The organism is Piscinibacter sp. PDB1-1 (assembly GCF_056675995.1).
Window position 1 is genome coordinate 490462 of sequence record NZ_JBWVZJ010000001.1, and the last position, 21487, is coordinate 511948.

Annotated in this window: 19 protein-coding genes; 9 read left to right on the forward strand and 10 right to left on the reverse strand. The window is 65.8% G+C overall.

Translation table 11 applies throughout. The features are described 5' to 3' along the window. Together AC1KAR_RS02235 and AC1KAR_RS02240 are read right to left on the reverse strand one after the other, a co-directional pair. Positions 1-1317 carry a homoserine dehydrogenase gene (locus AC1KAR_RS02235; protein ID WP_480314278.1) on the reverse strand — a complete coding sequence of 439 codons (1317 nt, stop codon included), beginning with the start codon at positions 1315-1317 and terminating at the stop codon, positions 1-3. 32 nt (positions 1318-1349) lie between these two features. After that, a complete protein-coding gene (locus AC1KAR_RS02240; protein ID WP_480314280.1) occupies positions 1350-2579 on the reverse strand; it encodes a pyridoxal phosphate-dependent aminotransferase in 1230 nt (409 codons plus the stop codon). Between the two features lie 94 nt (positions 2580-2673). Here AC1KAR_RS02240 and AC1KAR_RS02245 point away from each other — a divergent pair, with 94 nt between their 5' ends. The 4 genes from AC1KAR_RS02245 to AC1KAR_RS02260 all read left to right on the forward strand — a co-directional run bounded on the left by AC1KAR_RS02245 (position 2674) and on the right by AC1KAR_RS02260 (position 6129). Beyond that, the gene (locus tag AC1KAR_RS02245) at positions 2674-3045 is read left to right on the forward strand and encodes an Mth938-like domain-containing protein (protein WP_480314282.1); all 372 of its coding nucleotides are present in this window, start codon (positions 2674-2676) and stop codon (positions 3043-3045) included. 103 nt (positions 3046-3148) lie between these two features. Further along, positions 3149-3628: a peroxiredoxin gene (locus AC1KAR_RS02250; protein WP_480314284.1), complete on the forward strand. Its 480-nt coding sequence runs from the start codon at positions 3149-3151 to the stop codon at positions 3626-3628. Positions 3629-3857: 229 nt separating this feature from the next. After that, positions 3858-5513, forward strand: coding sequence for a PhoH family protein (locus AC1KAR_RS02255; RefSeq protein ID WP_480314286.1), 1656 nt, complete (start codon positions 3858-3860; stop codon positions 5511-5513). Between the two features lie 19 nt (positions 5514-5532). After that, positions 5533-6129, forward strand: a complete 597-nt coding sequence (locus tag AC1KAR_RS02260) for a hypothetical protein (RefSeq protein WP_480314288.1) — start codon at positions 5533-5535, stop codon at positions 6127-6129. Here the strand turns inward: AC1KAR_RS02260 and AC1KAR_RS02265 are convergent. Beyond that, positions 6111-8009 (reverse strand): propionate--CoA ligase, encoded by a 1899-nt coding sequence (locus AC1KAR_RS02265; RefSeq protein WP_480314290.1) that lies wholly within the window; start codon positions 8007-8009, stop codon positions 6111-6113. The genes AC1KAR_RS02260 and AC1KAR_RS02265 overlap by 19 nt on opposite strands. 175 nt (positions 8010-8184) lie before the next feature. Here AC1KAR_RS02265 and AC1KAR_RS02270 point away from each other — a divergent pair, with 175 nt between their 5' ends. The 3 genes from AC1KAR_RS02270 to mobA are packed head-to-tail and all read left to right on the forward strand — an operon-like array spanning position 8185 to position 10568. Beyond that, on the forward strand, positions 8185-8832 hold the full coding sequence (locus AC1KAR_RS02270; RefSeq protein WP_480314292.1) for a C40 family peptidase: 648 nt from the start codon (positions 8185-8187) through the stop codon (positions 8830-8832). Between the two features lie 37 nt (positions 8833-8869). Then, complete coding sequence (gene moaA, locus AC1KAR_RS02275) at positions 8870-9994, forward strand: GTP 3',8-cyclase MoaA (protein ID WP_480314294.1); 1125 nt, start codon at positions 8870-8872, stop codon at positions 9992-9994. After that, entirely contained in the window at positions 9987-10568 is a 582-nt protein-coding gene (gene mobA / locus AC1KAR_RS02280; protein ID WP_480314296.1) for a molybdenum cofactor guanylyltransferase MobA, read from the forward strand. The genes moaA and mobA overlap by 8 nt, the downstream gene beginning before the upstream one ends. 15 nt (positions 10569-10583) lie before the next feature. Here the strand turns inward: mobA and AC1KAR_RS02285 are convergent, their stop codons facing one another. The 4 genes from AC1KAR_RS02285 to AC1KAR_RS02300 all read right to left on the reverse strand — a co-directional run bounded on the left by AC1KAR_RS02285 (position 10584) and on the right by AC1KAR_RS02300 (position 16283). Next, on the reverse strand, positions 10584-13667 hold the full coding sequence (locus tag AC1KAR_RS02285) for an efflux RND transporter permease subunit (RefSeq protein WP_480314298.1): 3084 nt from the start codon (positions 13665-13667) through the stop codon (positions 10584-10586). A gap of 15 nt (positions 13668-13682) precedes the next feature. Next, positions 13683-14876: an efflux RND transporter periplasmic adaptor subunit gene (locus tag AC1KAR_RS02290; protein WP_480314300.1), complete on the reverse strand. Its 1194-nt coding sequence runs from the start codon at positions 14874-14876 to the stop codon at positions 13683-13685. Between the two features lie 64 nt (positions 14877-14940). Further along, positions 14941-15405 (reverse strand): ribonuclease HI, encoded by a 465-nt coding sequence (gene rnhA, locus AC1KAR_RS02295; RefSeq protein ID WP_480314302.1) that lies wholly within the window; start codon positions 15403-15405, stop codon positions 14941-14943. A 50-nt stretch (positions 15406-15455) separates the two neighbouring features. Continuing rightward, positions 15456-16283, reverse strand: coding sequence for a class I SAM-dependent methyltransferase (locus AC1KAR_RS02300; protein WP_480314304.1), 828 nt, complete (start codon positions 16281-16283; stop codon positions 15456-15458). On the opposite strand from AC1KAR_RS02300, the gene gloB reads away from it, so the two are divergent. Both gloB and AC1KAR_RS02310 read left to right on the forward strand, forming a co-directional pair. Further along, positions 16282-17055 carry a hydroxyacylglutathione hydrolase gene (gene gloB / locus AC1KAR_RS02305; RefSeq protein WP_480314306.1) on the forward strand — a complete coding sequence of 258 codons (774 nt, stop codon included), beginning with the start codon at positions 16282-16284 and terminating at the stop codon, positions 17053-17055. The two genes, AC1KAR_RS02300 and gloB, sit on opposite strands and share 2 nt — an antisense overlap. Next, on the forward strand, positions 17052-18593 hold the full coding sequence (locus AC1KAR_RS02310) for a transglycosylase SLT domain-containing protein (RefSeq protein ID WP_480314308.1): 1542 nt from the start codon (positions 17052-17054) through the stop codon (positions 18591-18593). The genes gloB and AC1KAR_RS02310 overlap by 4 nt, the downstream gene beginning before the upstream one ends. A 25-nt stretch (positions 18594-18618) precedes the next feature. Here AC1KAR_RS02310 and recR read toward each other — a convergent pair whose 3' ends face one another. The 3 genes from recR to dnaX all read right to left on the reverse strand — a co-directional run bounded on the left by recR (position 18619) and on the right by dnaX (position 21437). Further along, positions 18619-19206 (reverse strand): recombination mediator RecR, encoded by a 588-nt coding sequence (gene recR, locus AC1KAR_RS02315; RefSeq protein ID WP_480314310.1) that lies wholly within the window; start codon positions 19204-19206, stop codon positions 18619-18621. 94 nt (positions 19207-19300) lie between these two features. Further along, positions 19301-19627, reverse strand: a complete 327-nt coding sequence (locus AC1KAR_RS02320) for a YbaB/EbfC family nucleoid-associated protein (RefSeq protein ID WP_480314312.1) — start codon at positions 19625-19627, stop codon at positions 19301-19303. 16 nt (positions 19628-19643) lie between these two features. Then, complete coding sequence (dnaX, locus tag AC1KAR_RS02325; RefSeq protein ID WP_480314314.1) at positions 19644-21437, reverse strand: DNA polymerase III subunit gamma/tau; 1794 nt, start codon at positions 21435-21437, stop codon at positions 19644-19646. Between the last annotated feature and the right edge of the window lie 50 nt (positions 21438-21487).

Sequence of the window (21487 nt, forward strand, 5' to 3'; positions counted from 1 at the left end):
TCAGTTCAGCTCTTCTTTGCGAATTCGAACGATTGGCGCCAGCACGGTGGGCAGCGCCTGCATCTGCGCGATGGCCTTGTTCATCTCGCCTTCGACGGTGTCGTGCGTGAGGATGATCACATCCGTCTGCGCCTCACCCTCGGCCGACTCACGCTGGAGCAATGCATCGATCGAGATGTTGTGTTCGGCCAGGATGCCGGTGATGCGCGCGAGCACCCCTGCCTGGTCAGCCACCTGCAGGCGCAGGTAGAACGAGGTGATGACTTCGTCCATGCCGAGGATCGGCGTGCTCGACAGCTCCTTGGGCTGGAATGCCAGGTGCGGCACGCGGTGATCGGGGTCGGCGGTGTGCAGGCGCGTGATATCGACCAGGTCGGCAATCACGGCCGACGCGGTGGGCTCGGCGCCAGCGCCCTTGCCGTAATACAGGGTCGTGCCGACGGCATCGCTTTGCACGACCACGGCATTCATCGCGCCTTCGACGTTGGCGATGAGGCGCTTGCTCGGAACGAGCGTGGGGTGGACGCGCAGCTCGATGCCGCCCTTGTCGTCGCGCCGCTTGGTGATGCCCAGCAGCTTGATGCGATAGCCGAGCTGCTCGGCGTAGGTGATGTCGGCGGCCTGCAGCTTCGTGATGCCTTCGACATGGGCCTTGTCGAACTGCACCGGGATGCCGAACGCAATGGCGCCCATGATCGTGACCTTGTGGGCCGCGTCCACGCCTTCGATGTCGAAGGTCGGGTCGGCCTCGGCGTAGCCGAGACGCTGCGCCTCCTTCAGCACCACATCGAAGTCAAGGCCCTTGGCCCGCATCTCCGACAGGATGAAGTTGGTGGTGCCATTGATGATGCCGGCGATCCACTCGATGCGGTTGGCCGTGAGGCCTTCACGCAGCGCCTTGATGATCGGGATGCCACCCGCGACAGCTGCCTCGAAGGCAACGATCACGCCCTTCTCGTGCGCGGCCGCGAAGATCTCGGTGCCATGCACGGCGAGCAGCGCCTTGTTGGCCGTGACCACATGCTTGCCCGCAGCGATGGCTTCCATCACCAGGACCTTGGCGATGCCGTAGCCACCGATCAGCTCGATCACGATGTCGATCTCGGGGTTGGCAATGACCTCCCTCGCGTCGCTCACCACCTTGGCGGCATCGCCCACGACCGCCTTGGCACGGGCGGTGTCGAGATCGGCCACCATCGTGATCTGAATGCCGCGGCCCGCGCGGCGGCGGATCTCTTCCTGATTGCGCTGAAGCACGTTGAACGTGCCGCTGCCGACGGTACCGATGCCCAGAAGGCCGACTTGGATGGGTTTCATATCGTTCGCTCTTGTCGCTCTTGCGGTGGGGGTCAGTGGTGACGCTTGGCGTATTGATGAAGGAAGCGCGCGATGCGTCCGATCGCATCGGTGAGGTCGTCGCTATTGGGCAGGAAGACCACTCGGAAGTGATCGGGCTGCGCCCAGTTGAACCCGGTGCCCTGCACGATGAGCACCTTCTCCTCGGCCAGCAGTTCATACGCGAACTGCTGATCGTCGCTGATCGGGTACATCTTCGGGTCGAGCCTCGGGAACATGTACAGAGCAGCCTTCGGCTTGACACACGTCACGCCAGGAATATCGGTCAGCAACTTGTAGGCAAGGTCGCGCTGGCGGCCCAAGCGGCCGGTGGGCGCAACCAGATCCTTGATGCTCTGGTAACCGCCGAGCGCGGTCTGGATCGCGAGCTGCCCTGGCGTGTTGGCGCACAGGCGCAGCGACGCCAGCATGTTCAGGCCTTCGATGTAGTCCTTGGCGTGACGCTTCTCGCCTGACACCACCATCCAGCCCGCGCGGTAGCCGCAGGCACGGTAGTTCTTCGACAGGCCGTTGAACGTCACGAACAACACGTCGTCGGCCAGCGAGGCCATGCTGGTGTGGGTGTGGCCGTCGTACAAGGTCTTGTCGTAGATCTCGTCGACCAGCACGATCAGCTGGTGCTGGCGCGCCACTTCGATGATGTCGAGCAGCACGCTTTCGGGGTACAGCGTGCCGGTCGGGTTGTTTGGGTTGATGACGACGATGGCGCGCGTATTGGGCGTGATCTTCTTGCGAATGTCCGCCACGTCGGGCATCCAGTCGGCCTGCTCGTCGCACATGTAGTGCACAGGTGTGCCGCCGGACAGCCCGGTCACGGCCGTCCACAGCGGGTAGTCGGGCGCCGGAATCAGCACCTCGTCACCGTTGTTGAGCAGCGCGTTCAGGCTCATCGCGATCAACTCGGAGGCCCCGTTGCCGAGGTACACGTCGTCGACCTTCACACCGGCAATACGCTTTTCCTGCGTGTAGTGCACGACCGCCTTGCGCGGCGCGAACAAGCCCTTGCTGTCGGTGTAGCCCGCGGCCACCTGCGACGGCAGGTTGCGGATCATGTCCTGCACGATCTCGTCGGGCGGCTCCAGGCCGAACGCGGCCACGTTGCCGATGTTCAGCTTGATGATCTTGTGGCCCTCTTCTTCCATCGCCCGCGCCTTCTCCAGCACCGGGCCGCGGATGTCGTAGGCCACGCTGGCCAATTTGCCGGACTTGACGATGGGCTTCAACGAGGTCTCCTGAACGGCGCAAAGCCTAGAATTATCAACGATCACCCTACCCGCCACACTCTGTGGCGGCCATCCATTTTCGCGAGCCCGTGAATTGAAGCTGCAACCTGATCGCATCGAAGGTGTGAACGTCATTTCCGGGATCCTGACGGACACGGTTTCGGTCAACGGCGTGAGCTACCGGAGCGGCATCGTCGTCCCCTGGGTGGGTCAGGTGGCTGCTTGGGGCGAAGCCGGTTTCGAAGCCCTCACGGCCGAAGATTTCGACCGCCTCGGAGAGCTCAGCCCGGAGCTGATCATTTTCGGCAGTGGGGCTCGGCTGCGCTTTCCGCCGCCCGCACTCATGCGAGGCCTGATGGCCCGCCGCATCGGCGTCGAGACCATGGACACGGGTGCCGCCTGCCGCACCTACAACGTGCTGGCTGGCGAGAGCCGCCGCGTGGTCGCTGCGCTGCTTCTGGGCTGACCCGTCGCCCCCCAATTTCCGTGCCTTGCCGAGCCGAACCGGGGCCACCTCTGGCCTTATAATGACGGGCTACGCCTGTCGGGGCGCAACTCCAGATTTCTTCATGACGCCAGCTCTCAATAAACCCCTCCCGGAATTTGAAGCGCTCGCAACCGGTGGCGTGAAGTTCACGCCGCAGGCTTTCGCCGGGCAAACGGTCGTTCTGTACTTCTACCCCAAGGACAATACCCCTGGCTGCACCACCGAAGCCATGCAGTTCCGCGATCGCCACAAGGACTTCCTGAAGGCTGGCGCCGTCGTCTTCGGCGTGTCGCGCGACAACATGGCTTCGCACGACAAGTTCAAGCAAAACCTCGAACTGCCCTACGAGCTGATCGCCGACACCGAAGAAAAGCTCTGCCACATGTTCGGCGTCGTGAAGAACAAGATCATGTACGGCAAGAAGGTCAAGGGCATTGAACGCAGCACCTTCCTGATCGACGCGGCGGGCGTGCTTCGTGCCGAGTGGCGTGGAATCAAGGTGGCCGGGCATGTGGACGAAGTGCTCAAAGAGGTCAAGTCGCTCAAGAAGGCTGCTGCCTGAGTCTGATTTGATTTGCACTCAGCGCCGTCCGTTGGGCGCACTCAACAAAAGGCCGCTGATGCGGCCTTTTTTGTTTTTCAACCACGCTCGATTCATGGCGGTTGAGTCGACACCTCACATGTGCATAATGGTTTCATGCCCGTGAGTTGTGACTCCCGCACACTAAAGACCAAGCCGCACAGGCGACTGTGCGGCTTTTTTGTTTCCGCAGCCCACCTGAACACAGCCCATGCCACTGCCTAAGCCGCCTGTCAAACGAGCCGCCCTCCTCACCCCCGCCGATTTCGAATCACAGGCCGCCCCAAAACCGGGCAAAAGAACGCAAAAAAACGCCGCGTCCGAGCCCGCCGGCCCGGCCGTACTGGATCTGCTGGAGCCCCCGCGCGAAGCCGCGCCACTCGCCGCCAAGTCAATACCAATCCAAACCAGGGCACCCGCCCGCCCACCCGCCCCCGAACCGCGACGCCGCAAGCCGCGCGGCGACGGCCCGGCCAAGCTCTTCGTGTTGGATACCAACGTGCTCATGCACGACCCGATGAGCCTCTTCCGCTTCGAAGAGCACGACGTGTATCTGCCCATGATCACGCTCGAGGAGCTCGACAACCACAAGAAGGGGATGTCGGAAGTCGCCCGCAACGCGCGCCAGGTGAGCCGCGATCTGGATGCCCTGGCGGCGAGCCTGTCCGACCGCGAATCGGCCGACATGGCCGATGGCCTGCCGCTGAACTACACGGGCCACAAGGACGCCGGCGGCAAGTTGTTCTTCCAGACCACGCTCGTCAACATCAGCCTGCCCGCGGGCCTGCCGCAGGGCAAGGCGGACAACCAGATTCTTGGCGTGGTTCAGGCCCTTCGCGACCAGAATCCCAAGCGCGATGTGGTGCTGGTGTCGAAAGACATCAACATGCGCATCAAGGCGCGCGCCCTGGGACTGCCCGCCGAGGACTACTTCAACGACAAGACGCTTGACGACGGCGACCTGCTCTACACCGGCGTGCTGACACTGCCTTCGGATTTCTGGGAGCAGCACGGCAAGACGATGGAGAGCTGGAACCAGGGCGGGCTCACCTACTACCGCATCAGCGGGCCGCTCGTGCCCTCGCTGATGATCAACCAGTTCGTCTACCTCGAGGCGCCTGGCGCCGCGCCGTTATACGGAAAGGTCACCGAGATCACCGGCAAGACCGCCGTGCTGCGCACGCTGCGCGAGTACACCCATCAGAAGCACTCGGTCTGGGGCGTGACGGCGCGCAACCGTGAACAGAACTTCGCGCTCAATCTGCTGATGGACCCGGAGGTCGACTTCATCACCCTCACCGGCACCGCCGGCACCGGCAAGACGCTGATGACGCTGGCGGCCGGCCTCTCGCAGGTGATGGACGACCGTCGCTACACCGAGATCATCGTGACGCGCGTGACCGTGCCAGTCGGCGAAGACATCGGCTTCTTGCCAGGTACGGAAGAAGAGAAGATGGGCCCCTGGATGGGCGCACTCGACGACAACCTCGAAGTGCTCTCCAAGACCGATGGCGGCGCCGGCGAATGGGGACGTGCGGCGACCAACGACCTGGTGCGCAGCAAGATCAAGATCAAGAGCCTTAACTTCATGCGCGGGCGCACCTTCCTGAACAAGTTCGTGATCATCGACGAGGCGCAGAACCTCACGCCCAAGCAAATGAAGACACTGATCACGCGCGCTGGCCCGGGCACCAAGATCGTCTGCCTCGGCAACCTGGCGCAGATCGACACGCCCTACCTCACCGAAGGCAGTTCGGGCCTGACCTATGCGGTCGACCGCTTCAAGGGCTGGCCGCACTCGGGGCACGTCACCTTGGCCCGCGGCGAGCGTTCACGGCTCGCGGACTTCGCATCCGAGGTGCTCTGAGAGGTGCGTCGCCCTGCGCATGGACCTCACCGACCGCGAACTGATCGAGCGCTCTTCCAACTTCACCATCAAGCTGCTGACGCCAGATGAGAAGCGGGAGGGCGGGCTTGACGCTCGGCACGCCATCCATGAAACCGTGCTGAGGCCGCTGCTCGCGATGGCCGATGGCTGCTGGGCCTACGGCATCGTCAAGGACGGCCCGATCTGGAAGCGGGCTGCCGACATCCTGGTTCCGGACCGTGGCAAGTTCCGGGTTGACCTGACCGGCGACCCCATCCGGCGGCGCGAACGGCTCTGGAACGCCAGTGGCGGCAAGCGGGGCACCATCGTCATCACGGTGCCGGTGGGTCGGTTCGACGGCGCGGCCCTGTTCCCGAACTGCATCGGCGTGACGGTGTTCGACAACTACCGCGCCGGGCACACACCGGCTGCCATCGCCCTGGCGAAGAAGCGCGCCGACGAAGGCGGGCACGTCGTCGTGTGCCTGCCGCGAAACAACGGCATCGAGTGGGCCGAGGTGTTCGCGCCGCGGCCCGTCGTGTTCACGCTGCATGCGCAGGCCGTCGCCGCCACGGCGGCACCGAGGCGCGTGGCCTCTCAGGCCACGTCGAGCTGATCGCGGATCTGCTGCAGCGCGGCCGGGTCTTCGATCGTTGTCAGGTCGCCCGGGTCGCGCTGCTCGCACACCGCCTGGATGGCGCGGCGGAGCAGCTTTCCCGAGCGCGTCTTGGGCAGCAGGCTCACGAATCTCACGCGTGAAGGCCGCGCAAGCGCACCGAGTTGCTGGTCGACGGTCTTCATGATGTCGCCCTCAAGCTGCAGTCGGCTCGCCTCGTCGCCCACGGCGCTCGCGTCTCTCAGCACCACGAAGGCCATTGCCACCTGGCCTTTCAGCGAGTCGGCCAGGCCAACCACGGCGACCTCGGCCACGGCCGGGTGGCTGGAGATGCTTTCCTCGATCTCGCGCGTGCCGAGACGGTGCCCGGCCACGTTGATGACGTCATCGGTGCGGCCCAGGATGAAGTAGTAGCCATCGGCGTCGCGCACGCCCCAGTCGAAGGTGCTGTAGACCAGGCGGCCAGGGATGGTCTTCCAGTAGGTGTTGACGAACCGCTGGTCGTCACCCCACACCGTCTGCATGCAGCCTGGGGGCAGCGGCCCTTCGATCACGACCACGCCCTTCTCGTTGGGGCCGGTGATCTCCTTCCCGGTGGCGTCGTCGATGAGCTTCACGTCATAGCCGTACATCGCGAAGCCCGGACTCCCGTAGCGGCTGGGCGCGCGCTCCACGCCGTCGGCGATGGTGAGGATGGGCCACCCCGTTTCGGTCTGCCAGTAGTTGTCGACCACCGGCTTGCCCAGGCCGCGCGAGATCCACTGGGCGGTGGGCTCATCGAGCGGTTCACCCGCAAGGAAGAGAGTCCGCAGCGACGACAGGTCGTGCTTGGTCAGGTACGCCGCATCGTGCTTTTTCAAGATGCGAACTGCGGTCGGCGCGGTGAACATGAGGCTCACCTTGTACTTTTCGATCAGGCTCCACCAGATGCCGGCATCCGGGCGCATGGGCAGGCCTTCGTACATCAGCGTGGCCATGCCGGCGATCAAGGGACCGTAGACGATGTAGCTGTGGCCGACGACCCACCCGATGTCGCTCGCGCAGAAAAACGTCTCGCCCGCCTGACCCTGGAAGATGTGCTTCATGCTCGCCGCCAGCGCCACGGCGTAGCCACCGGTGTCTCGCTGCACACCCTTCGGCTTGCCGGTGGTGCCGCTCGTGTAAAGCGTGTAGCTCGGGTGGGTGGCATCGACCCACGTGCAGGGCACATGCGCCTTGAGGTGCCGCTCGCGCAACGGTGCGTAAAGCTGGTCCCGCCCGTCCTCCAGCGGCATGGGCGCCAGGCCCCGGTCTATCAGCAGAACATGGGCCGGCTTGTGGCTGGACAAGCGCAGCGCCTCGTCGAGCAAAGGCTTGTACTCGATGACCTTGCCGTTGCGGCTGCCGGCATCGGCGCTCACCACGATCGTGGGCGCGGCATCGTCGATGCGGCTGGCAAGGCTGCCACTCGCAAAGCCGCCAAACACCACGCAGTGGATCGCCCCGATGCGGGCGCAAGCCAGCATGGCGAATGTGGCCTCCGGGATCATGGGCATGTAGATGAGCACGCGATCGCCCTTGCCCACGCCGAGCGCGAGCAGGATGGCGGCCATCCGCTGGACCTCCTGATGCAGCTCGCGGTAGGTGAAGGTGCGCTCTTGCCCGACTTCGGTCGACACCCAGATCAGTGCATTCTGGTCGGCACGCGAGGCCAGATGCCGATCGACAGCGTTATGGCACAGGTTGGTGCGACCACCGACGAACCAGCGGGCAAACGGGGGGTTGCTGTAGTCGCACACCTCATGGAAGGGCTGCTGCCAATCGATCAACCCGGCCTGTTCGGCCCAGAAACTCTCGGGATCGCGCAGCGAGCGGGCGTGGAACTCCGCGTAGGTCGTCATGGATTGTCTCCCCCTGGCGTTTTGAGTGTCGGCGCAGCTTAGGCCGTGAATCTTGCGCCAAACTGTCCCTGCCGCCCCGCCCACCCTGGGGAAAACATTAAGAATCGCACCCAAGTTGGCGCCAGCGTTAACTTTTTAATTGACTGCAGAACAGGCGGCATCTATTCTTTCGCCCATGTTTGGCGTGACCCCCGTTTCGGTTCGCACGGTGCTGGTGGCGCTGGCTCTCGGCCTGCCTGCCGCGTGGGTGCAGGCGGCCCCCGACTCAGGCGACCCGATCGCGCAATTGCTCGCCGACAAGGGCGTCAACCAGGTGCGAGACGCCACGTCCGATCTGGTGGTTTCTGCCATGAACTTCCTCGGGGTGCCCTACAAGCGCGGCGGCAACACCGACGCGGGGTTCGACTGCAGCGGGTTCACGCGCCACATCTACGAAAGCAGCCTGGGCCTGCTGCTGCCACGCAAGGTGGACGAGCAGGCCAAAGCCGCCGGGTTGGCGCCTGTCCAGCGCACCGAGCTGCGGCCGGGTGACCTGGTGTTTTTCAACACGCTCAAGCGCACTTTCTCGCACGTGGGCATCTACATCGGCGGCGACAAGTTCATTCACGCGCCCCGCCCCGGTGGCGAGGTGCGCGTCGAAAGCCTGGACGTTCGCTACTGGGCCAAGCGGTTCACCGGCGCACGGCGGCCCGACTCGGCGAGCCCGGTGGCTACCCTGACGGCCAAGCCGGCTGGGCCCAGCCTCTCGCCGGCGAACGCATCCATGCCTGCTACGCCGCAGGCCGCCATCGGCACCGGCTTCCCTGGCGACATTCCGCCCTGAGCGGCAGAGGCCGCCCCCACAGGGGCACAATGAGCCGATGACCGAGAAAGTCATTCCTCTCGCGGACCACCGTTATGCAGCGGCCGTGCCGCACATCCCGGCCCAGGCCATCCCCGGCACGGGCCTGCTTTCCGACCGGCTGGGGCGGCCGCTGCGCGATCTGCGCATCTCGGTGACCGACCGCTGCAACTTCCGCTGCGGCTACTGCATGCCCAAGGAAGTCTTCGACAAGCACTATGCTTTCCTGCCCCAGCAATCGCTGTTGAGCTTCGAAGAGATCACGCGCGCGGCCCGGCTGTTTGCCTTGCACGGCGTGCAGAAGATCCGCCTGACCGGCGGCGAGCCGCTGCTTCGCAAGCACATCGAGGTGCTGATCGAGATGCTGAGCCAGCTGCGCACCGCAGATGGGCAGGTGCTTGATCTCACGCTCACCACCAATGGATCGCTGCTGGCCCGCAAGGCGCAGGCGCTGAAAGACGCCGGCCTGAAGCGCGTCACGGTCAGCCTCGATGCGCTGGACGACGCCACCTTTCGCCGCATGAACGACGCCGATTTCCCGGTCGCCGACGTGCTCGCAGGCATCGAGGCGGCGCAGCGCGTGGGCCTGGGCCCGATCAAGGTCAACATGGTGGTGCAGCGCGGCGTCAACGACCACGAGATCGTGCCGATGGCGCGTTACTTCCGCGAGCACCATGGCGGCCAGGTCGTGCTGCGCTTCATCGAGTACATGGATGTGGGCGCCACCAATGGCTGGCGCATGGACCAGGTGCTGCCCTCGGCCGACGTGCTGGCACGACTGAACTCCTACTTCCCCTTGCAGGCCATCGGTGCCAACCAGGCGGGCGAAACCGCCGAGCGCTGGCGCTATGCCGATGGCGGCGGCGAGTTGGGCGTGATCTCCAGCGTCACGCAGGCCTTTTGCCGTGACTGCAACCGCGCGCGGCTTTCCACCGAGGGCAAGCTATTCCTGTGCCTCTTCGCGAGCCAAGGGCATGACCTGCGGGCACTCCTTCGGGGCGACTTCAGTGACGAGCAGATCGCAAGCGCCATCGGCCTGATCTGGCAGGGGCGAGGCGACCGCTACTCCGAGTTGCGCAGCGAGAGCCCCGATCCCGCCGCCCCGGGCGAGCGCCGCGTCGAGATGCACTACATCGGTGGTTGAGGCCCAGGGCATCACCGGACTGATCCTCGCCGGTGGCCAAGGCACCCGCCTGGGTGGCATCGACAAGGGCCTGCAGGTGTTCGAAGGCCAGCCGCTGGCGCAGCGAGCACTCCAGCGCCTGCAGCCCCAGGTGGGCCAGATCATCATCAGCGCCAATCGGCATCTGGACCAGTACCGGCGCTTGAACGCCGACGTGTGGCCCGATGAGGACGCGCCCGGCAGCTTCGCCGGACCGCTGGCGGGCTTCGTGACGGGCTTGCGCCACTGCCAGACGCCCTACCTCCTGAGCGTGCCGTGCGACTGCCCGCACTTCCCGGTCGACCTGGCCGCACGACTGGCCCATGGCCTGAACGCGGCCGATGCGGATCTCGCCATCGCGCGCACGCCCGCAGGCCTGGAGCCGGCCTTCTGCTTGATGAAGCGAGAGTTGCTCGCGAGCCTGGAGCGCTATCTGCACTCTGGCCAGCGCAAGATCGAGCGCTGGACGGGCAGCGAGCGCCGCGTCGAAGTGACCTTCGACGACAGCGCCGCCTTCCTCAACATCAACACGCCTGACGACCTCGCCCGCGCCTGAGCGGCGCGCACACCTTCAGGCGTGTGCGGTATCGCTGCCCGCGTCGGGTTCTTCAGGTGTTTCGATCGCACCCGGCACCTGACCGCGTGCGAACAGCGTGTAGATGGTGGGCACCACGAAGATCGTAAGCACCGTGCCGAGCGACATGCCTCCCACGATCACCCAGCCGATCTGTTGGCGGCTCTCTGCCCCCGCCCCCTGAGCAAGGGCCAGGGGTACCGCGCCGAGCACCATCGCCCCGGTGGTCATGAGGATGGGGCGCAGGCGCAGCGATGCTGCCTCGACCACCGCGTCCAGCAGCGGCCGCCCCTGCTGCCGCAGCTGGTTGCTGAACTCCACGATCAGGATGCCGTGCTTGGTGATGAGGCCCACCAACGTGATGAGCCCGATCTGCGAGTAGACATTGAGCGTGCCCCCGGCGAGTTGCAGCGCGCCCAACGCACCCACCATCGACAAGGGAACGGCAAGCATGATCACGAGCGGGTCGACAAAGCTCTCGAACTGCGCGCTCAGCACCAGGAAGATGAACAACAGCGCCAGCACGAAGACCAGGGCCAGCGCCCCGCTCGACGACCTGAACTCGCGCGACACGCCGTTCAGTTCGGTCGCATAGCCCGGCTGGAGCACCTTGCGTGCAGTGTCGTCCATGAATTGCAGCGCCTCGCCCAGTGAATAGCCCGGAGCCAGATTGGCTGTGATCGACACCGACCTGCGCTGGTTGAAGTGATTCAACTCGCGCGGGCTCACCGACTCGCGAACCTTCACGAGGGACGACAGCGGCACCATCGTGTCCCCTCGCCCGCGCACGAAGAGCTTGTCGATGTCTTCCGGCGTCGTGCGGCCGCGCATCTCGGTCTGCACCAGCACGTCGTACTGCTCGGCGTCGCGCTTGTAGCGGGTGACGGCGCGCCCGCCAAGCATGGTCTCCACCGTACGCGCCACCTGGTCGACGCTCACGCCGGCGTCGGCCGCCCGGTCGCGATCGACCTCCAGCAAGATCTCGGGCTTGTTGAGCTTCAGATCGGTGTCGACTTGGACGAAACTGCCCTGGCGGTTCATCTCGGCCACCATCTGCTGCGACACCTTCGACATGTTCTCGTAGCTGTCATTGGTGACGATCACGTAGTTGATCGCCCGCTCACGAAAGCCCTGCCCCAGGCTCGGTGGTGTGACCGTGAAGGTGCTGACGCCGGGCAGCCCGGACAGGCGAGGCTGCAACTCGCGCGCAAGATCGAGCGTGCTGCGCTTGCGTTCGTCCCAATCGACCGTGCGCAGGAACGAGGTGCCTTGCGAGACAGTCGGGTTGCCCGCAACCACGAACACCCGATCGAACTCGGGGTACTCGCGACCGATGTCCTCGATCGCGCGCAGGTAGCGCGCGGTGTACTCCAGCGTGGCGCCATCGGGGGCACTCACGTTGGCGAGGATCACGCCACGGTCCTCCATCGGCGCCAGCTCGCTCTTGGCGGTGCGAAAGAGCCACCAGCTCCCGCCCGCGGCCACAGCCATCACCAGCAGCACCACCCAGCGGTGCGCCAGGGTCCAGCGCAACGCGCCGGCATACGCATTGGTGAGGCGGTCGAGGCCGGATTCCATCCAGACGTCGAACCGCGTGGGCCGAGCCTCGTGGCGCAGCAGCTTGCTGCACATCATCGGCGTGAGCGTGAGTGCCACGAATCCCGAGACGATCACCGCCCCGGCCAGCGTCAACGCGAACTCGGTGAACAGCCGCCCGGTGCGGCCCGGTGCGAAGGCCAGCGGCGCAAACACTGCGGCCAGCGTCATCGTCATCGCGACGACCGCGAAACCGATCTCCTTCGAGCCCTTGATGGCCGCCTGGAACGGCGGCATGCCTTCCTCGACGTGGCGGAAGATGTTCTCGAGCACCACGATGGCATCGTCGACCACCAGGCCGATGGCCAGCACCAATGCCAGCAGCGTCAGCGTGTTCACCGTGAAGCCCGTGGCGGCCATGATCGCGAAGGTGCCGATCAGGCTCACCGGGATCGTGACGAGCGGGATCACGGCCGCGCGCAGGTGCCGCAAGAAGACGAACACCACGAGCGCCACCAGCACCACGGCCTCGGTGATGGTGCGGTACACCGACTGCACCGAGCGATCGATGAAGACCGAGTTGTCGTTGGCCACCTGCACGGTCAGACCGGCCGGCAGATCCTGCTGCAGCCTCGGCATCATCTCGCGCACCCCGGCAGACACCTCCAGCGGGTTGGCGGTGGCCTGGCGGATCACGCCGGCCGACACTGAAGGCACGCCATTGAGCCGCACGCTGCTGCGCTCATTGGCGGCGGCCTGTTCTATGCGGGCGACATCACGCAGACGTACCGTGTAGTTGTCGACCGTCTTGAGCGCGACGGCCGCGAACTGCGCTTCGGTGTTGAGGTCGGTGCGGGCCGTGACGCTGAATTCGCGCTGCTGACTCTCGATGCGGCCGGCAGGCACCTCCAGGTTCTGCTTGCGCAGCGCCTCCTCGACGTCCTGCACCGTCAGCCGGTACGAGGCCAGCTTGTCGGGGTCGAGCCAGATGCGCATGGCGAATGTGCGGTCACCGTTGACGCGGACATCGGCGACGCCAGAGACCGTCTGCAGCCGCGGCTTGACGATGCGGTTCACCACGTCCGTCACCTGCAGCGGCGAGAGCGTGTCGCTCGTGAACGCGAGCCAGATGGTGGGTGTCGCATCGGCCTCCACCTTGGCAATCACGGGCTCGTCGACCGCATCGGGCAGGCGAGCTCGCACGCGCGAGACGCGGTCACGCACGTCGGCCGCGGCGTCGTCGGGGTTCTTCTCGAGCTTGAAGCGCACCGTGATCTGGCTTTGCTCCGGGCGCGAGATCGAGGTAAGGATGTCCACGCCATCGATGCCGGCAATCGAATCTTCGAGCGGCTTGGTGACCTGCGACTCGATCACCTCGGCCGACGCACCGATCAGGCGTGTGTTGACGGTGACCGCGGGTTCGTCGATGCGCGGGTACTCGCGCACCTGGAGCCGCATGTACGACACCGCCCCCACGAGAACGATCAGCAGCGACAGGACGGTCGCGAAGACCGGCCGGCGAATCGCAGTGTCGGAGAGCAGCATGCGTGCGTCTCCGGGTCAGGCCGGTGTAACGCCGGCCACCCGCCCAACGCCTGATGCCGGCACGGGCGAGCCGGCCGATGCACCACTTGCGGGCCGCGCAGGGAGCGCGATGTCCACCACCTTGACCGGCACAGGCTCCGCCCGCATCACGCGCGCCTGGCCGGCCGTCACGACCACATCGCCACGCGAGAGGCCGCTCAGGATCTCGACCTTGCCCGGCAGGCGCAGGCCAATCTGCGCCTCGAGCCGGTGGGCCATCTTGCGGCCATCGGGGCCATCGACCACCTTGACGAGGTACTGCTTGCCGCCCTGGGGCACCAAGGCCTCTTCGGGCACGACCGCCGCGTTGGCACGCGAGGCGAACACCACACGCGTGCGAGCGAACATGCCCGAGCGCAACTCTCCTTTCGGGTTGGGCAGGCGCGCACGGACCAAGAGCGAGCGCCCGTCCGCGTTGAGCAGCGAATCGATGGCGTCGACCTGTCCCTTGAACGACTTGCCCGGCAGTGCATCGAGGCGCGCCTCGACCGGCTGCCCCGCCTTGAGCCGAGAGACGTAGCGCTCGGCCACCCGAAAGTCGAGCAGCACCGAAGAGAGGTCTTCGACGTTCACCAGATCGGTTCCGTCTTTCACGTAGTCGCCCACGTTCACGCTGCGAATGCCCGCCACGCCGTCGAACGGCGCCTGGATGCGCATGCGTGCGAGTTGGGCGCGTGCCAGGGCCACCTGGGACTCGGCCACCTGCATGGCGGCCTCGCTTTGGTCGACCACACTGCGGCTCACGAAGTTGGCGGCGAGCAGTTCGCGGTTGCGCTGCAGATTGGTACGCGCAATGCTGGCCTGGGCCTCGGCTTGCTGGGCCTGCGCGGCCTGCAAGGTGTCGTCGAGTTGCACGAGCATCTGGCCGCGCTTGACGGGCTGGCCGTCGCCAAAACCGAGTTTGGAGATGCGCCCGCTGACCTCGGGGCGCAATACCACGCCCTGCTTGGAGCGGACAGCGCCCACGCCCTGGGCGTCATCGTCGATGGAGATGAACTCCACGTTGCCCACTTCGACGGTCAACGGCTCACCTGCACTCGCTGGCTGTGCTGCCAGCGGGGTGGCTCCCGATGACGGTTGCGTGCCTGTGTTCCGGTTCTGAACCCACCAGGCCACGCCGCTGGCGACCGAAATGCCAACGATCGCCACCACCGTATGCAAAGTCTTCACGCTCGATCCTGGGTTTGCTGCTTCGCGATTCTGCCGGACCGTACGGCCGCGAAGGAGCCGGTTTTCACGTAGTCGCCGACTCCACGCCTCGGTTGGCCAGTGCGTCGGCCCGCTCGTTGCCTGGGTCGCCCGCATGCCCCTTCACCCAGCGCCAGTCCACGTGATGGAGATTGCGCAAAGCGTCCAGGCGTTGCCAGAGGTCGGCATTCTTCACCGGCTTCTTGTCGGCGGTCTTCCAGCCTCGCGTTTTCCAGCCGTGAATCCATTCGGTGATGCCTTGGCGAACGTATTGGCTGTCGGTGTAGACGATGACGTCGCAGGTGCGCTTGAGTGTGCTGAGTGCCTCGATCACCGCGGTGAGTTCCATGCGGTTGTTGGTCGTGAGCTTCTCGCCACCAAACAGTTCCTTCTCGTGCTGACCCATGCTCAACCAGGCCCCCCAGCCGCCGGGGCCGGGGTTTCCCTTGCAGGCCCCGTCGGTGTAGATGGTGACGGCGGGGCGTTGCGGAGCGGGTCGGGAATCAGTCATGGGCGGAGGGGATGATGTGAGGTCTCGAGAGGCGATCAAGAAAAGGGCGACTACGCGTGATCGCGACGATGGTGTCGATGGCTGCTCGCCACCGCAGGCGCTGCCTTGGACTTGGTCCGTTGCCGCTTGGCGAGGCCCACCAGGCGCATGCCCCGCACGCGCTTCACCGCCACCAGCATGTAGACGGCTCCGAGCACGGGCCACCATCGGTCGCCGGTGGTTTCAATCCACTCGAGGCGCGCGAGCCATTTGTCGGATCGGAAAGGCGGCCGATAGCAACCGAATCGCCCGCCTTCAATCTCGAAGCTGAGCAAGCGAAGCCAGTCGCGCAACCGCCAATAGCCGAGCAATTCGCCTTCGCTGGGCATGAAGAGCGCACGCTCCTTGCTAAGGCCCAGGCCACGCCCCATGCGCCCGGCGTGCTGCCGCAGGGCCCACATGCTGCCGGGGTTGAACCCGAGGATCACGACCCGCCCCTCGGGCATCAGCACCCGCTCGACTTCGCGCAGCGCCTGGTGCGGGTCGCGTGCCCGCTCGAGCGCATGGGGCAGCACCACCAGATCCAGGCTGTTGCTGTCAAAGGGCAGTGCCTCTAACTCGCAGTGCAGAACGGCCGCGCGTGGCCGTGCTTCTGCGGGAACTTCCGTCGCCGCACTCGACTCCATTGGCGGCGCCAGGTGGTCTACTGCCAACCAGCGGTGAGGCATGCGATTGGCGCGCAGCGCATCGAGTTCGGGCAAGCCGAGTTGAAGCGCGTGAAAGCCGAAGATGTCGGCCACGCAGCGATCCAGCTGCGCCTGTTCCCAAGCCAGCAGATAGCGGCCCGGCGGCGTCTTCAGCCAGGGGGCCAAACTTATAATCCCGCCGAGTTCCACCATGAACCTGCTAGCACTGCCTGCCTTCAGCGACAACTACATCTGGATGCTCCACGATGGCCGGCAGGCGATCGTCGTCGATCCGGGGGAAGCAGCACCGGTGGCGCACGCGCTCGACGCGCACGGCTTGGTGCTCGCAGGGATTCTAGTGACCCACCACCACGCCGATCATGTCGGCGGGCTTTCGCAGTTGCGGCCCCGGCTGCAGGGGCCGGTATATGGCCCCGCGCGTGAAGAAATACCGCAACCCTGCATCGCGCTCCGTGGCGGTGATCACATCGAACTCCTGGGCTGCCGATATGACGTGATCGACGTGCCCGGCCACACGGCTGGCCACATCGCCTACTTTCATGCACCCACCGATGGCGAAGCACCGATCCTCTTCTGCGGCGACACGCTCTTCTCAGGTGGCTGCGGCCGCCTGTTCGAAGGCACGCCGGAGCAGATGCATCACTCACTGTCGCACCTGGCCGCCCTGCCCGGCGCCACGCGGGTGTGCTGCGCCCACGAGTACACCTTGTCCAACCTGAAGTTCGCACGCGCCGTCGAGCCGCACAACGACGACCTGCTCGCGTACACCGCGCATTGCGAGGCCCTGCGCGAACGAGGCGACGCCACGCTGCCCAGTTCGATCGAGCGCGAGCGTCGCATCAATCCCTTCATGCGCTGCAATCAACCCCAGGTGGTTCAGGCCGCACTGGCCCAAGGTGCCCACAGCGCCAGCGAAACCGATGTCCTGGCCGCCCTGCGCCACTGGAAGAACAATTTCCGATGATTCGAATCCTCCCCTGCCTCCGGCCTCTCGCCGTTTCCACCCTTGCGCTCCTGCTGAGCGCCTGCGCCACCTTCATCGAGCCGCCCGACCAGCGCGGCGACATCCCATCCGCCATCGCGAATGCGCCGTTGTCGGCTGACTCAGCGGCTTCGGCCGCTACGGCCGCAGCGTCTGCGGCATCGAGTGCCGCATCGGGCGTGGCCGAAGCGCCTGTCGCTGCCGCGCCGGTTGACCCCTTGCGTCCCGAAGAGGCTGTCGACCTCGATTCCAAGGCCGCGTCGATCGATCTCTGGGAGCGCTTGCGCCGGGGATACGCCATGCCCGACCTCGACACCGATCTCGTGCGCACCGCCGAAGGCTGGTACGCCTCGCGCCCCGACTACGTGCAACGCATGACAGAGCGCGGGAGCCGCTATCTCTTCCACATCGTCGAAGAAGTGGAGCGCCGTGGCATGCCCACCGAGCTCGCCTTACTCCCCTTCATTGAGAGCGCCTTCAACCCGCAGGCCGTGTCATCGGCCAAGGCTTCGGGCATGTGGCAGTTCATGCCAGCCACGGGCAAGGACTACGACCTGCGCCAGAACGTGTTCCGTGATGACCGCCGCAACGTCCTGGCCTCCACGCGCGCTGCTCTCGACTACCTGCAGCGCCTGCATGACATGTTCGGCGACTGGCACCTCGCGCTCGCCGCATACAACTGGGGCGAAGGCAATGTGCAGCGCGCCATTGCGCGCAACGAACGCGCCGGCAAACCGACCGACTACCTCAGCCTGCGCATGCCCAACGAGACGGCCTATTACGTGCCCAAGCTGCAGGCCATCAAGAACATCGTGCGCCAGCCCACGTCTTTTGCGCTGACCCTTCCGCCGCTGGCCAACCACCCTTACTTCCTCAGCGTGCCCATCGAGCGGGACATCGACGTCTCCGTGGCCGTCGCACTGTCGGGCGTGTCGCTGGACGAGTTCAACACACTCAACCCGCAGATGAACAAGCCAGTGATCCTGGCTGCCGGCACACCGCAGATCCTGCTACCCTACGACAACGCCAGCCTGTTCGTGCGCAACAGTGCAAGGCACCGCGGCCCGTTCGCCACCTGGACAGCCTGGGTTGCGCCGAAGACGCTCAAGCCTGCCGACGCCGCCAAACAGGTCGGCATGTCAGAGCAGGAGCTGCGCAGCGTCAACAAGATCCCGCCACGCATGCTCGTGAAGATGGGCTCGACGCTGCTCGTGCCCCGCGCGGAGCACCTGGTGAAAGACGTGTCGCTGCACGTCGCCGACAACGCGATGATGCTTCTGGCCCCTGAAGCGCGCCCGCCGCGCAAGGTGACGCATCGCGCAGCCAAGGGTGACACTGTGACCAGCGTGGCCCGGCGCTATCGCGTCAGTGCAGCCGACGTGGCGAAGTGGAACGACGTGTCATCTGGCGCGCGTTTCAAGACGGGCCAGAGCGTGGTGGTGTACGTGCCGCAGCGGGCCGCGGCCGCCAAGAGCAAATCGACAAAGAAACCTGCGTCGGCCAAGCGCAAGTCGCGCTGAAGGCTCACCGCAGGCGGCGATCGCCTCAGCGGCGATCGACCAGGGCGTGTGCGATCGTGCCCAGATCCACGTACTCGAGCTCACTGCCGATCGGCACGCCGCGCGCCAGGCGGGTCACGCGCAAGCGGCGGGGTTTCAAGGTTTCTGCAATCACGTGCGCCGTGGCCTCGCCTTCGGCGGTGAAGTTCGTTGCGACGATCACTTCATCCACGGAGCCATCGGCCACGCGATCGATCAGCTGCTGGAGGCCGATGTCTCGCGCGCCGATGCCATCGAGCGGGCTCAGGCGCCCCATCAGCACGAAGTACAGGCCGCGGTAGCTGCCCGTGCGCTCCATCGCGGCCTGGTCGGCTGGCGTCTCGACCACACAAAGCAGGCGGTGATCGCGGGCCTCGTCAAGGCAGGTGCGACACATCGGCGCCTCGGTGAATGTGTGGCAGCGCTCGCAATGGCGGATGTTGTTGACGGCACCTTGCAGCGCCTGCGCGATGCGGCCCGCGCCCTCGCGGTCGTGCTGAAGCAGGTGAAACGCCATGCGCTGGGCCGACTTCTGGCCCACACCCGGCAAGCGGCGCAGGGCTTCGATCAGTGCATCGAGCGCAGGTTCTGTCATTGGGCGCGAGTTGGCTGCTGCCGCGCCACCCCAAGGCGGGCGAGCCCGCCCGGTGCTTGGTGAAGCGTCGAAGCGGCAAGCCTGGGAGAACGCATCAGAACGGGAACTTCATGCCAGGGGGCAGCGGCATGCCCGCGGTGAGCTTGCCCATCTTTTCCTGCGACACGGCTTCGGCACGCCGGATGCCGTCGTTGAATGCGGCGGCCACCAGGTCTTCGAGCATGTCCTTGTCGTCACCGAGCAGGCTGGGGTCGATCGCGACGCGCTTCACGTCGTGCTTGCAGGTCATGGTCACCTTGACCAGGCCTGCGCCGGACTGGCCCTCGACCTCGATGTTGGCGAGCTCGTCTTGTGCCTTCTTCAGGTTGTCTTGCATCGCCTGGGCCTGCTTCATGAGGCCCGCGAGTTGGTTCTTCATCATGTAGAGTTCTCCTGGATCAGTGGGGCTTGACCGACCCCGGCACGATGCGCGCGGTCTTGAACTGCTGCATCAAGGCCTGCACCAGCGGGTCGTTGTGAATGATCTGTTCGGCTTCAGACTGGCGTCGTGCGCGTTCGGCAGCGGCGCGCTGCGCCGGGGTGTCGCTTGCTGTGCCCGCCTCGACTTCCACCTGCACGGCGCGTTGCAGCAGCTCGGTCATCGCGGCCTGCAGCTTCTCGCGGTGCGCCGGAGCGCGCAGCGTCTCTCGCTCCACACGCAGGCGCCAGGTGGCACGCTCACCAGCTTCGTCGATGGCGGTGCATTGGGCCTGCATTGCCATTTCGCGCACCAGCGCGCTGATGCTGTTGGTCTGCACGAGTTGCAGCACCAGGTCGTTCCAGCGATCACCCAAGGGCGTGCGCGCGACTGCAGAAGGCTGCGGGGTTGTCGGTACGGCCGGCACGGCTTCCTGCGCTCTGGGTGGCGCGGCGACGGTCGGTTCTTCGTCCGGCACGTCCAGCCAGGGAGGGGGCTCATCGCTCGCGGCAGGCGCGCCTTGCGCAGGCTTGGGGGGCGCAGCGGGAACGGGCTTCGCGACTTGCGCTGGGGCACGAGGCGCCACGGGTGCCGACGCGCGCGCCGGCGCCACCGCGACGGAGGCCTTGGCTGGCGTGGTTGCCACGGCAGGACGCGCAGCCTGTGTCGACGCGCTCCCCGGCTTGAAGGCCAGCATGCGGAGCAACACCATCACGAGGCCGCTGTATTCATCGGGCGCCAGGCCCAGCTCGGCGCGCCCATGCAGCACGATGCTGTAGAGAAACTGCGTTTCATCTGGCGCCAACAAACCTGCCAACCGGGCCGCCGTGGGCGAGTCGGGATCGCTCTCATCGGCCGCCTCGGGCACGGCCTGCAGCACCGCCATCTGCTGCAGCAAGGCTGCCATCTCTTCGAGCGTGCCAGTCGCCGAGAGCCCGAGGCTTCGCAGGTCGTCGACGGCAGCGATCACCTCGGCGCCCTGGCCTGCAGCAAGCGCTTCGACAATGCGCACGGCGTGGCTGCGGTCGACGGCACCGAGCATCTGGCGCACGCCGGCTTCGGTCAGGTGACCGGCACCGAACGCGATGGCCTGGTCCGACAGCGACAAGGCATCGCGCATCGAACCACGCGCCGCGCGCGCCAACAGACGCAGCGCGCCTGTCTCGGCTTCGATCTGCTCGGCCGCCAGCACGCTGGCAAGGTGCTCCTGCACGGTCTGGGGCGCCATCGGGCGCAGATTGAACTGCAGGCAGCGCGACAACACCGTGGGCGGCACCTTCTGGGGGTCGGTCGTCGCGAGCACGAACTTGAGGTACTCAGGCGGCTCCTCCAGCGTCTTGAGCATCGCATTGAATGCGGTGTTCGAGAGCATGTGAACTTCGTCGATCAGGTAGACCTTGAAGCGCCCCACCACCGGCTTGTAGACGGCCTGGTCGAGCAGCTGGGAGATCTCTTCGACGCCGCGGTTCGAAGCGGCGTCGAGCTCCACGTAGTCAACGAATCGGCCGGAGTCGATGTCGCGGCAGGCGCTGCACACGCCGCACGGGTGGGCCGTGATTCCGCCGTTGCCGTCCGGCCCGGTGCAATTGAGGGCCTTGGCCAGGATGCGAGACACCGAAGTCTTGCCCACGCCACGCGTGCCGGTGAACAAATAGGCGTGATGCAAGCGCTGCTGCGTGAGCGCATTGGTCAGCGCCTGCACCACATGCTCCTGGCCGACAAGCGCTTCGAAATCGCGCGAACGGTACTTGCGAGCCAGGACGAGATAGGACATTGGTCGATTCTATAAGTGCGACCGACCCCGACCAGCGTGTGCCGGATAAT